11 protein-coding genes are annotated in these 12,424 nt (G+C 70.1%); 7 read left to right on the forward strand and 4 right to left on the reverse strand.

Annotation, left to right across the window (positions count from 1 at the left end):
* Positions 1–44 precede the first annotated feature (44 nt).
* The 3 genes from OHB00_RS12570 to tyrS are packed head-to-tail and all read left to right on the forward strand — an operon-like array spanning position 45 to position 4,322.
* A complete protein-coding gene (locus OHB00_RS12570; RefSeq protein ID WP_406434248.1) occupies positions 45–1,607 on the forward strand; it encodes a TldD/PmbA family protein in 1,563 nt (520 codons plus the stop codon).
* Entirely contained in the window at positions 1,604–2,998 is a 1,395-nt protein-coding gene (locus OHB00_RS12575) for a metallopeptidase TldD-related protein (protein WP_406434250.1), read from the forward strand. The genes OHB00_RS12570 and OHB00_RS12575 overlap by 4 nt, the downstream gene beginning before the upstream one ends.
* 55 nt (positions 2,999–3,053) lie before the next feature.
* Positions 3,054–4,322 carry a tyrosine--tRNA ligase gene (gene tyrS, locus OHB00_RS12580; protein WP_406434252.1) on the forward strand — a complete coding sequence of 423 codons (1,269 nt, stop codon included), beginning with the start codon at positions 3,054–3,056 and terminating at the stop codon, positions 4,320–4,322.
* A gap of 82 nt (positions 4,323–4,404) precedes the next feature.
* Here tyrS and OHB00_RS12585 read toward each other — a convergent pair whose 3' ends face one another.
* Positions 4,405–4,683, reverse strand: a complete 279-nt coding sequence (locus OHB00_RS12585; protein ID WP_406434254.1) for a GlsB/YeaQ/YmgE family stress response membrane protein — start codon at positions 4,681–4,683, stop codon at positions 4,405–4,407.
* A gap of 241 nt (positions 4,684–4,924) precedes the next feature.
* Between OHB00_RS12585 and OHB00_RS12590 the strand changes: the two genes are divergently transcribed.
* A complete protein-coding gene (locus tag OHB00_RS12590; RefSeq protein ID WP_406434256.1) occupies positions 4,925–5,326 on the forward strand; it encodes a DUF3099 domain-containing protein in 402 nt (133 codons plus the stop codon).
* A gap of 247 nt (positions 5,327–5,573) precedes the next feature.
* A complete protein-coding gene (locus OHB00_RS12595; RefSeq protein WP_406434258.1) occupies positions 5,574–5,783 on the forward strand; it encodes a hypothetical protein in 210 nt (69 codons plus the stop codon).
* A gap of 6 nt (positions 5,784–5,789) precedes the next feature.
* On the opposite strand, the gene moaA is transcribed toward OHB00_RS12595, so the two are convergent.
* From moaA to OHB00_RS12610, 3 genes are all read right to left on the reverse strand, one after another.
* Positions 5,790–6,779 carry a GTP 3',8-cyclase MoaA gene (moaA, locus tag OHB00_RS12600; protein ID WP_406434260.1) on the reverse strand — a complete coding sequence of 330 codons (990 nt, stop codon included), beginning with the start codon at positions 6,777–6,779 and terminating at the stop codon, positions 5,790–5,792.
* Positions 6,780–6,933: 154 nt separating this feature from the next.
* Complete coding sequence (locus OHB00_RS12605; RefSeq protein ID WP_406434262.1) at positions 6,934–8,553, reverse strand: cation acetate symporter; 1,620 nt, start codon at positions 8,551–8,553, stop codon at positions 6,934–6,936.
* Entirely contained in the window at positions 8,550–8,906 is a 357-nt protein-coding gene (locus OHB00_RS12610) for a DUF485 domain-containing protein (protein ID WP_406434264.1), read from the reverse strand. The genes OHB00_RS12605 and OHB00_RS12610 overlap by 4 nt, the downstream gene beginning before the upstream one ends.
* Positions 8,907–9,254: 348 nt before the next feature.
* Here OHB00_RS12610 and OHB00_RS12615 point away from each other — a divergent pair, with 348 nt between their 5' ends.
* Both OHB00_RS12615 and OHB00_RS12620 read left to right on the forward strand, forming a co-directional pair.
* Positions 9,255–10,781 (forward strand): S8 family peptidase, encoded by a 1,527-nt coding sequence (locus OHB00_RS12615; protein WP_406434266.1) that lies wholly within the window; start codon positions 9,255–9,257, stop codon positions 10,779–10,781.
* 81 nt (positions 10,782–10,862) lie between these two features.
* Positions 10,863–12,404 (forward strand): S8 family peptidase, encoded by a 1,542-nt coding sequence (locus OHB00_RS12620; protein ID WP_406434268.1) that lies wholly within the window; start codon positions 10,863–10,865, stop codon positions 12,402–12,404.
* Positions 12,405–12,424: the final 20 nt, after the last annotated feature.

Consider the following 12,424-nt stretch of genomic DNA (forward strand, 5'->3'; position numbering starts at 1 on the left):
GACGCCGGACCGAAACCTGTGGTCCGCGCGCCCACGGGCGCGACATGATCGGACGGACAGGCCACGACAGCAGGGAGACCTCCGTGCCTCATTCCATCGACGAAGCCTTCACGGCGCTTCCGCTACGGGCCCTGGCCGACGCCGCGCTGGCACGCGCGCGTGCGCTGGGGGCCGAGCACGCGGACTTCCGGTTCGAGCGGGTGCGCAGCGCGTCCTGGCGGCTCCGGGACGCCAAGCCCGCCGGATCGTCGGACACCACCGACCTCGGGTACGCGGTCCGGGTCGTGCACGGCGGTACCTGGGGCTTCGCGTCCGGGGTGGACCTGACCCTGGACGCGGCCGCCAAGGTCGCCTCCCAGGCGGTGGCCATGGCGAAGCTCTCGGCACAGGTCATCAAGGCGGCCGGGTCGGAGGAACGGGTTGAGCTGGCCGGCGAGCCGGTGCACGCGGACAAGACGTGGATCTCGTCGTACGAGATCGATCCGTTCACCGTGCCGGACGAGGAGAAGTCGGCGCTGCTCGCCGAGTGGAGCGCGCGGCTGCTGGCGGCGAACGGCGTCAACCACGTGGACGCCTCGCTGCTCACCGTGCACGAGAACAAGTTCTACGCGGACACGGCCGGGACCGTGACGACCCAGCAGCGGGTGCGGCTGCATCCGCAGCTGACGGCCGTGTCGGTCGACGACTCCAGCGGTGAGTTCGACTCGATGCGGACCATCGCGCCGCCGGTCGGCCGCGGCTGGGAGTACCTCACCGGCACCGGCTGGAACTGGGACGCCGAGCTGGAGCAGATCCCTGAGCTGCTGGCCGAGAAAATGCGGGCGCCGAGCGTCGAGGCGGGTCTGTACGACCTGGTGGTCGATCCCTCCAACCTGTGGCTGACCATCCACGAGTCCATCGGCCACGCCACCGAGCTGGACCGCGCGCTCGGCTACGAGGCCGCCTACGCCGGCACCTCCTTCGCCACCTTCGACCAGCTCGGCAAGCTCAAGTACGGCTCCGACCTGATGAACGTCACCGGCGACCGCACCGCCGAGCACGGCCTGGCGACCATCGGGTACGACGACGAGGGCGTCGCGGCCCAGTCCTGGGACCTGGTCAAGGACGGCACGCTGGTCGGCTACCAGCTGGACCGCAGGATCGCGAGGCTGACCGGCTTCGACCGCTCCAACGGGTGCGCGTACGCCGACTCCCCCGGACACGTCCCGGTGCAGCGCATGGCCAACGTGTCCCTGCAGCCGGACCCGGGCGGGCTGGCGACGGAGGACCTGATCGGCGGGGTGGACCGCGGGATCTATGTGGTCGGCGACCGCTCCTGGTCGATCGACATGCAGAGGTACAACTTCCAGTTCACCGGACAGCGGTTCTTCAGGATCGAGAACGGCCGGATCACCGGGCAGCTGCGCGATGTCGCCTACCAGGCGACGACCACCGACTTCTGGGGCTCCATGGCGGCCGTCGGCGGCCCCCAGACGTACGTCCTCGGCGGCGCCTTCAACTGCGGCAAGGCCCAGCCGGGACAGGTCGCCGCCGTCTCGCACGGCTGCCCCTCTGCCCTCTTCAAGGGCGTCAACATCCTCAACACCACGCAGGAGGCCGGTCGATGAGCGCTCGCAACACCAAGCCGCACGAGGTCGTCGAGCGCGCGCTGGAACTGTCCCGGGCCGACGGCTGCGTGGTCATCGCCGACGAGCACTCCACGGCCAACCTGCGCTGGGCCGGCAACGCGCTCACCACCAACGGCGTCACGCGCGGCCGGTCGCTCACCGTCGTCGCCACCGTGGACGGCAAGGAGGGCACGGCGTCGGGTGTGGTGTCCCGGTCGGCCGTGACCGCCGACGACCTGGAGCCCCTGGTGCGGGCCGCCGAGGCCGCCGCGCGGGGCGCCGGGCCCGCCGAGGACGCCCAGCCGCTGGTCACGGGCGTACCGGGGTCGCCGGACTTCACGGACGCCCCCGGCGAGACCTCCTCCGCCGTGTTCGCCGACTTCGCCCCGGCGCTCGGCGAGGCCTTCGCACGCGCGCGTGCCGGTGGCCGTGAGCTGTACGGCTTCGCCAACCACGAACTCGTGTCGACGTACGTGGGCACCTCCACCGGGCTGCGGCTGCGGCACGACCAGCCCACCGGCACGCTGGAGCTGAACGCCAAGTCGCCGGACCGCACGCGTTCCGCCTGGGCCGGGCACTCCACGCGGGACTTCAAGGACGTCGACCCGGGCGCGCTCGACGCCGAGCTCGCCGTGCGGCTCGGCTGGGCCGAGCGGCGCGTGGACCTCCCGGCCGGCCGGTACGAGACGCTGCTGCCGCCGACCGCCGTCGCCGACCTGCTGATCTACCAGCTGTGGTCGGCGTCCGGGCGGGACGCGGCCGAGGGCCGCACGGTGTTCTCCAAGCCGGGCGGCGGCACCCGCGTCGGCGAGAAGCTCACCGACCTGCCGCTGACCCTGCGCAGCGACCCGAACGAGCCGGGTCTGGAGTCCGCGCCCTTCGTGGTCGCGCACTCCTCCGGCGCCGACCAGTCCGTCTTCGACAACGGGCTGCCCCTCGGCGCCACCGAGTGGGTCTCGGGCGGCGCGCTGAAGCACCTGACCACCACCCGGCACACCGCGGGCCTCACCGGGCTGCCGGTCGCCCCGGCGGGCGGCAACCTGATCCTCGACGGCGGCCAGGACCGGTCCCTGGACGACATGGTCGCCTCGACCGAGCGGGGCCTGCTGCTGACCTGTCTCTGGTACATCCGCGAGGTCGACCCGGCGACGCTGCTGCTCACGGGGCTGACCCGGGACGGCGTCTACCTGGTGGAGAACGGCCAGGTCACCGGGCAGGTGAACAACTTCCGGTTCAACGAGTCGCCGGTGGACCTGCTGGGGCGGGCGACCGAGGCGGGGCGCACGGAAAAGACGCTGCCGAGGGAATGGAGCGACTGGTTCACTAGGGCTGCGATGCCTGCGCTGCGGGTGCCCGACTTCAATATGAGCTCTGTCAGTCAGGGCGTATAACCTCGTAGCCGTGGTCGCACGACCGCCAGAAGATCACCAAGGAGATACGAGAACCGTGACGGACATCGTCGACGAGCTGAAGTGGCGGGGGCTGTTCGCTCTGTCCACTGACGAGGACGCTTTGCGCAAGGCGCTCGCGGACGGTCCCGTCACGTTCTATTGCGGTTTCGACCCGACCGCGCCGTCCCTGCACGTCGGGCACCTGGTACAGGTGCTCACCGTGCGCCGGCTCCAGCAGGCCGGTCACCGGCCGCTGGCCCTGGTGGGCGGTGCGACGGGTCTGATCGGGGACCCGCGTCCGACGGCCGAGCGGACGCTCAACGCCCCCGAGACGGTTGCCGGCTGGGTCGGCAAGCTGCGCGCCCAGATCGAGCCGTTCCTGTCCTTCGAAGGCGAGAACGCGGCCGTCATGGTCAACAACCTCGACTGGACCGAGGGCCTGTCGGCGATCGAGTTCCTGCGGGACATCGGCAAGCACTTCCGCGTCAACAAGATGCTGACCAAGGACTCCGTGGCCCGCCGCCTGGAGTCCGACCAGGGCATCAGCTACACGGAGTTCAGCTACCAGATCCTCCAGGGCATGGACTTCCTCCAGCTGTTCCGGCGGTACGGCTGCACGCTCCAGCAGGGCGGCAGCGACCAGTGGGGCAACCTCACCGCGGGTCTGGACCTGATCCACCGTCTGGAGCCGCACGCCGAGGTGCACGCGCTGGCGACGCCGCTGATGACCAAGGCGGACGGCACGAAGTTCGGCAAGACCGAGGGCGGCGCCATCTGGCTCGACGCCGAGATGACGACGCCGTACGCGTTCTACCAGTTCTGGCTGAACGTGGACGACCGGGACATCTCGACGTACATGCGGATCCTGTCCTTCAGGTCCCGGACGGAGCTTGAGGAGCTGGAGAAGCAGACCGAGGAGCGGCCGCAGGCGCGGGCCGCGCAGCGGGCGCTGGCCGAGGAGCTGACGACGCTCGTCCATGGAGCCGACCAGACGGCCGCGGTGATCGCCGCGTCCAAGGCGCTGTTCGGGCAGGGCGAGCTCGCGGAGCTGGACGACCGGACGCTGGCCGCGGCACTGTCCGAGGTGCCGCATGTCCGGGTCGCCGAGCTGGGTCCGGTGGTGGACCTGTTCGCCGAGGTCGGGCTGGTGGCCTCCAAGTCCGCCGCCCGGCGGACCGTCAAGGAGGGCGGGGCCTACGTGAACAACGTGAAGGTGACCGCCGAGGATGCCGTTCCGGATCCTGCGGAGCTGCTGCACGGGCGGTGGCTGGTGCTCCGGCGCGGGAAGAAGAATCTGGCGGCTGTGGAGGTCGTCGGTTCGTGAGCGCCTAGGGGTGCGGGTGCGTTGCCGAGTGCCGGCTCGTTGTGGCTGGTCGCGCAGTTCCCCGCGCCCCTGACGGGGTGCTTCAGATGCGCTGCTTTCGCTTTCCCAGGGTCGCCATGTACGCCATGTCCCCCAGGGCCACGATGATGATCGCGGCGACCAGCTGGAACAGGTGACGGGTCCAGTCGATGCCCGGGGTCGCCGCCACGCCGAACGCTCGCGCGATCGCGTTGCCCGCGATCGCGCCCAGCATGCCGAAGATCGTCGTCAGCCAGAGCGGGCTGTGCTGCTTGCCCGGGATGACCGCCTTCGCGATCAGGCCCAGCACGAAACCCACGATGATCGCCCACAACCAGCCCATGGCTGCCTCCTCGTCCGGCTCGACGTGAGCTTTACGCCAAGTCTCGGCCCGTACCCCGTACGGCGCATGTCGGTGCGCCTGTACGGGGTACGGCGCAGGGCGTTCACGCAGGCGGGTGGGCGCCCCGGTCTCGAAGGCGGCGCAGGCGCGGCGTACCGTGGAAAGGGTCCCGGCCCGGTTCCCCGAGCGGGTGTGGACGGGGTAGCGCCGGGGAGAGTCCGATGCGGGCGGATGGTGGATTGTGACGCGGAAGCAGCGCGGCGACGGCAACGTCCAGGTGTTCCGGATCACCGGGGCCCGTACGGGCCTCGCGGAGGACGTGCGCGGCCGGCAGCGGAGGTACGTCATCTCGATGACGGTCCGCACCGTGTCCGTGATCCTCGCGGTCGCGCTGTGGAACGTCGAACGGTACGTGGCCGTCGTGGCGTTGGTGCTGGGCGCGTTGCTTCCCTATGTCGCGGTCGTCATCGCCAACGCGGGACGGGAACGGCCGCCGTCGCTTCCGTCGACGTTCGGCATCGCGCCCACCCGGCTGATGATCACGCCGCCGCGGGCGGCGGACTCCCCCACGGAAGCCGTCCCGGAGGACGTGCCGGCGGACCCGGCGGCAGGGGTGCGCGGCGAGCGGCCGGAGTCGGTGTGAGCATCGGGGATACGCCGTAACCGGACGACGACCACCCACAAAGCTCAAGAAAAGCTCAGATCAATCGTGCTGTTCCAGTGCCGGGCCAAGGGTGACCCATGACATACTTCGTACGCGCTCCGCATCCCCCGTCGGAGCGACGGACCGACGCCGGGCAGCTCCCCCCGTGGCTGCTCGGCGTCGCCTTTTTTGCGGGGCTTTTCGGTGAGACGACCCAGTGCGAGACGACCCAGTGCGAGACGAAGCAGTGAGTGACGTTGTTTGTTCGGCGAAGGGCTGTCGCGCGGACGCGGTGTGGGTGCTGGCGTGGAACAACCCGAAGATCCACACCCCGGAGCGGCGCAAGACCTGGCTCGCCTGTGAGGAGCACCGGGAGCATCTCTCGCAGTTCCTCGGCGTCCGGGGCTTCCTCAAGGACGTCGTGTCGCTGCGGGAGTGGCAGTCGGCCGAGAAATAGCCGGCTCTAGCCTCCGATCGACGACATCGGCCGGTCCGGCTGCACGAACGTCGGGTCGTCCAGACCGGCTCCCGCCTTCTTGCCCCACATCGCCAGCCGCCAGATGCGGGCGATCTCCTCGTCCGCCGCGCCGGAGCGGAGCGCACCGCGCAGATCCGTCTCCTCCCGCGCGAACAGGCAGGTCCGTATCTGGCCGTCGGCCGTGAGGCGGGTGCGGTCGCAGGCCGCGCAGAACGGGCGGGTGACCGAGGCGATGACACCGACCCGGTGCGGGCCGCCGTCGACGAGCCAGCGCTCCGCCGGAGCCGAGCCGCGGTCGTCCGCGCCCTCGGGGGTGAGGTCGAAGCGGGTGCGGAGCGAGGCCAGGATGTCCCCGGCCGTCACCATGCTGTCGCGCTTCCAGCCGTGCTGGGCGTCGAGGGGCATCTGCTCGATGAAGCGCAGCTCGTAGTCGTGGGCCACTGCCCAGGCGAGGAGATCGGGGGCCTCGTCCGCGTTCAGGCCGGGCATCAGGACCGTGTTGACCTTGACCGGGGTGAGACCGGCGTCGCGGGCGGCCACCAGACCGGCCAGCACGTCCTGGTGGCGGTCGCGGCGGGTGAGGGTCTTGAAGACGTCCGGGCGGAGGGTGTCCAGGGAGACGTTGACCCGGTCGAGGCCGGCCGCCTTGAGGGCCGCCGCGGTGCGGCGCAGGCCGATGCCGTTGGTCGTCAGGGACATCCGGGGGCGGGGGGCCAGGGCCGCCACCCGCTCCACGATGCCGACCAGGCCGGGACGCAGCAGCGGCTCACCGCCGGTGAAGCGGACCTCCTCGACGCCCAGCAGACGGACGGCGATGTCGATCAGCCGGACGATCTCGTCGTCCGTGAGCAGGTCGGGCTTGGCCAGCCACTGCAGCCCCTCCTCGGGCATGCAGTAGGTACAGCGCAGGTTGCACCGGTCGGTCAGCGAGACTCTCAGGTCGGTGGCCACCCGGCCATAGGTGTCGATGAGCACGCGGGCCCCCTCCCTCGTTCCGGACCAGATATTCACCGTCACCTGCGAGCCTACGCGACGACACCGACATAGTGAGAGGCCCGATGCCACGAGGCACGACGCGGCCGCGTCGTAGGATCCTATGATCCCGTCGACGCGGCCAGTCGTACGAAGCTCAGTGCGCGCCGGTGCCCGTCAGCGACCGCACCTCCAGCTCCGCGTACTTGGCGGCGTCCGGGACCTCCTTCGACAGCAGAGTGCCCAGGACGCCGAGGAGGAATCCGACCGGGATCGAGATGATGCCGGGGTTCTCCAGCGGGAACCAGTGGAAGTCGACGCCCGGGAACATCGACGTCTCCTTGCCGGACACCACCGGCGAGAACAGCACCAGGCCGACCGCGGTGACCAGGCCGCCGTAGATCGACCAGAGAGCCCCGGCGGTGGTGAACCGCTTCCAGAAGAGGCTGTAGAGGATGGTCGGCAGGTTGGCGGAGGCGGCGACCGCGAAGGCGAGGGCGACCAGGCCGGCGACGTTCAGGTCGCGGGCGAGGGCGCCGAGGAGGATGGAGACCGCGCCGATGCCGACCGTGGCGTACCGGGCCGCGTTGATCTCCTGCTTCTCGGTGGCCTGGCCCTTCTTGATGACGTTGGCGTAGATGTCGTGCGCGAAGGACGACGAGGACGCCAGGGTGAGGCCCGCGACCACCGCGAGGATCGTCGCGAAGGCCACCGCCGAGATGGTGGCCAGTAGGACCGCGCCCCAGGTGGAGTCGACGCCGCCCAGATGGAGGGCGAGGAGGGGCGCCGCCGTGTTGCCGGACTTGTTGGACGCGATGATCTCGTCCGGTTTGATCAGCGCGGCCGCGCCGAAGCCGAGGGCGAGGGTCATCAGGTAGAAGGTGCCGATCAGGCCGATCGCCCAGAGGACCGACTTCCGGGCCGCCTTGGCGGTGGGCACGGTGTAGAAGCGGATCAGGATGTGCGGCAGGCCCGCGGTGCCGAGGACCAGGGCGATGCCGAGGGAGAGGAAGTCCAGCTTGCTGGTGCCGGTGGCGCCGTACTTCAGGCCGGGCTCCAGGAAGGCCGACCCCTTGCCGCTGTTGTCGGCGGCCTTGCCGAGCAGGTCGGAGATGTTGAAGTTGAACTTCGCCAGGACCATGAAGGTCAGCAGCAGGGCGCCCGCGATGAGCAGCACGGCCTTGACCATCTGGACCCAGGTGGTGCCCTTCATGCCGCCGATGGTGACGTAGACGATCATCAGGACACCGACCAGGGCGACGATGCCGATCTTGCCGCCGTCGCTGGTGATGCCCAGGAGGAGCGAGACGAGGACACCCGCTCCCGCCATCTGGGCCAGCAGGTAGAAGATGGAGACGACGATGGTGGAGGTGCCGGCGGCGGTGCGGACCGGCCGCTGGCGCATGCGGTAGGCCAGCACGTCGCCCATGGTGTAGCGGCCGGAGTTGCGCAGCGGCTCGGCGACCAGGAGCAGGGCGACGAGCCAGGCGACCAGGAAGCCGATGGAGTACAGGAAGCCGTCGTAGCCGAAGAGGGCGATCGCGCCGGCGATGCCGAGGAAGGATGCGGCGGACATGTAGTCGCCGGAGACGGCGAGGCCGTTCTGGAAGCCGGTGAACTGGCGGCCGCCCGCGTAGAAGTCGGCGGCGTCCTTGGTCTGGCGGCCCGCCCAGACGGTGATGACGAGGGTCGCGGCGACGAACACCGCGAACAGGGTGATGATCAGCGTCCGGTGGTCACTGGCCTCGCCGGCCGCAAACGTGATCGCGGGGCTCATGCGCCGCCCTCCATCCGGGACTTGATGGCCTCGGCCTTGGGGTCGAGCTTGGCGGCCGCGTGCCGGGCGTACCACCAGGCGATGAGGAACGTGGTGAGGAACTGGGCGAGGCCGAGGACCAGGGCCACGTTGATGTTGCCGACGACCTTGGTGCCCATGAAGTCGTCCGCGTAGTTGGAGAGCAGGACGTACAGCAGGTACCAGGCGATGAAGGCGAAGGTCAGCGGGAAGGCGAAGGAGCGGTAGGAGTGCCGCAGTTCGGCGAACTCCGGACTCTGCTGCACCTCGGCGAACTCCTCGCCGGAGGGGTGCCGGGTCTGTGTGTTCGAGGGCGGTGGTGTCTCGGTTGCCACGGAGTCTCCTCGCGATACGGACATGCGGATTCTGACCTCACAGACATGTGGATCACTCACCGGTGGTGACGGCGCGGCTCCGGCGAGTGATTCCGACGGGGGGCCTCGATCCTGCTGCGGCTCCCTCCTCAAGGTCACGGCGCCACGCGTGGGCAGGTTCAACCCGCCCGAGTTCTTTCGGAAGTCGTGGGCGCAAGTCCCCTCCGGTCATTGCTGGCCGGTGAGTGCGGGGGATAGCTTCGGCCCTGCACCACCCGTCATGTACCTGCCCAAGCGCCACTCGCGTCTTGGGCGGTCCCGTTTTCGGCCGATGTTTTCGGCTGATGTTCCGGATGATGTGGAGACCCCATGGCTCATCTGCGTTCCAGACGGGGGCTGGCGCTCGCCGTCCCGGTCGTCCTGTCACTGACCGCCTCGCTCGGCCTCCTGCCGACGGCGGCTTCCGCGGCCCCGCCGACCACCCGGGCGACGCAGGCGGCGGACGGGCCGACTCTGGCCTACGTCGTCAACACCAGGACGGACCATCGCACGGTCGAGTCGGTGCGGCGGGCGATCGCCCGCAATGGCGGCACGATCATCGCGACGTACGACAAGATCGGCGTGATCGTCGCGCACTCGGCGAACCCGGACTTCGGCGCGGCCCTGCGAGCGGTGCGCGGGGTGCAGTCGGCGGGCGCCACCCGGACGGCTCCACTGAGCGCGGCCGGGACCACGGACGAGGGTGCCGTGCAGGTGCTGTCGAAGGCCCAGGCCGCGAAGGCCGAGCAGCGGGCGACGGCGGGCCAGGAGCCTCTGGAAGCGGACCAGTGGGATCTGCGGACGATCGGCGCCGACAAGGCCGCCGTGATCAACCCGGGGAGCCGGTCGGTGACGGTCGGCATCATCGACACCGGCGTCGACGACACCCACCCGGACATCGCCCCGAACTTCTCCGCCTCGCAGTCCGCCAACTGCGTCAGCGGCAAGGCGGACACGACGTACGGCGCCTGGCGGCCGGTGGACGCCGACCACTACCACGGCACCCACGTCGCCGGCGAGATAGCCGCCGCCCGCAACGGGATCGGCGTGGCGGGCGTGGCACCGGGCGTGAAGGTCGCGAGCATCACGGTGGCCCAGCCGGACTCGACGCAGTTGTTCTACCCGGAGAGCGTCGTCTGCGCCTTCGTCTTCGCCGCCGACCACGGCATCGAGATCACCAACAACAGCTACTACGTTGATCCATGGCTGTACAACTGCATGGACGACCCCGATCAACGTGCCATCGTTGACGCGGTCAACAGGGCGCAGCTGTACGCCCAGCGCAAGGGCACGCTCAACGTGGCCTCGGCGGGCAACTCCAACGACGACCTCGACGCGCACGCCCTCACGGACGTCTCCAGCCCGGACGACTCGACCGCCGTCACCCGGACGGTCGATCCGCACGAATGCTTCGACGTGCCGACCCAGCTGCCCGGCGTGGTCACCGTGAGCGCGGTCGGCGTGGACGACACGAAGTCCTACTACTCCAGCTACGGGCAGGGCGTCATCGACGTGGCGGGTCCGGGCGGCGACAAGTACCAGATCCCGGACACCCCGTCGAAGAACGGCCGCGTCCTGTCCACCCTGCCGAACGGCCAGTACGGCTTCCTCCAGGGCACCTCGATGGCGTCCCCGCACGTGGCCGCCGTGGCCGCGCTGCTGAAGTCGACCCACCCGCATGCCACCCCGGCCCGCCTGCTGGCCCTGCTGAAGGCGGAGGCGGACAACCCGGGCTGCCCGGCCGGCCCGTACGACGGGGACGGCGACGGCGTCGTCGACGCCACCTGCGTGGGCGGCAAGCACGTCAACGGCTTCTACGGCTCCGGTGTCGTCGACGCGCTCCGCGCGGTGAGGTGACCACGGAAGAGCAAGCAGCCACAGAAGAGCAGGACCTTCCCGCACGGCACGCCCGTTCCGCGAACGAACTGGAGACCTCAGATGACCGCGCCCCAGCCGCGCCACCGTCGCGTCCTCGCCCTCCCGCTCGGCATGGCCATGGCCACGGCCCTCGTCTTCCTGCCCCCCGTCTCGGCGTCCGCCGCCGACACAGGCGTGTCCACGGCCGCGGTCGCGGCCGCCGCCAGTGACCCGACGTCCCTCAGCTACGTCGTCAACGTCCGTCCTGGGCACGGCACTTCCGAACGCGTCCAGCGGGCGATCGAGCGGGTCGGCGGTTCGGTGGTGATCGCGTACGACGAGATCGGTGTGATCGTCGTCCACTCCTCGAACCCGGACTTCGCCACGATCATCCGAAAGGTGCCCGGCGTGGACTCGGCCGGGAACACCCGCAACGCCCCGCTGCCCGCGCAGTCGACCACCGACGTGGGCACACCGGAGGTGCTCAGCTCCGAGCAGGTCGCACAGGCGGACGCGCGGGCGACCGACGGGCAGGACCCGCTGGAGCCGCTGCAGTGGGACCTGCCCGCCATCAATGCGGACAAGGCGCACGAGAAGACCCTGGGCAGCCCGAAGGTCACCGTCGCCGTCATCGACACGGGCGTCGACGACACCCACCCTGACATCGCCCCGAACTTCGACGCGGCCGCGTCCACCAACTGCGTCTCGGGCAAGCCGGACACCACGTACGGCGCCTGGCGGCCCACCGCGGCGGAGAGCCCGCACGGCACGCACGTGGCGGGCGAGATCGCGGGCGCCAGGAACGGGATCGGCATCACCGGTGTGGCGCCGGGCGTCAAGGTGGCGGGCATCAAGGTCGCCACCACCGCCGGGTACTTCTACACGGAGGCCGTGGTCTGCGGCTTCGTATGGGCGGCCGAACACCACGTCGACGTCACCAACAACAGCTATTACACCGACCCCTGGTACTTCAACTGCACCGACGACCCGAACCAGAAGGCTCTCGTCGACGCCATCACCCGGGCATCGCAGTTCGCCGAGCGGAAGGGCACGGTCAATGTGGCGGCGGCCGGCAACGAGAGCTACGACCTGGCCTCGCACTCGATCACCGACCCGGTCTCGCCGAACGACGGCACACCGACCGACCGGGTGATCGACCCGCACAAGTGCTTCGACATACCGACCCAGCTGCCGGGTGTCGTCACGGTCGCGGCGACCGGCGCGAAGGGCCTCAAGTCGTCGTTCTCCAACTACGGCCTCGGGGTCATCGACATCGCCGCGCCCGGCGGCGACTCCACGGCCTACCAGGCGCCGGCGCCCCCTGCCACCAGCGGCCTGATCCTGGGCCCGCTGCCGGGCGGCACGTGGGGCTACATGGCGGGTACGTCGATGGCGACCCCGCATGTCGTCGGCGTCGCGGCATTGATCAAGTCAACCCATCCGCACGCCTCCGCAGCCATGGTGAAGGCCCTGCTGTACGCCGAGGCGACCGCCACGCCGTGCACCGACCCGTACGACATCAACGGCGACGGCAAGATCGACGCGGTCTGCGAGGGCTCCAAGAACCGCAACGGCTTCTACGGCTGGGGCACGGCCGACGCGCTGGCAGCGGTGACCAGGTAGCCCCGGCCACACATATTGAT

The organism is Streptomyces sp. NBC_00631 (genome assembly GCF_045206895.1).
Classification (GTDB): domain Bacteria; phylum Actinomycetota; class Actinomycetes; order Streptomycetales; family Streptomycetaceae; genus Streptomyces.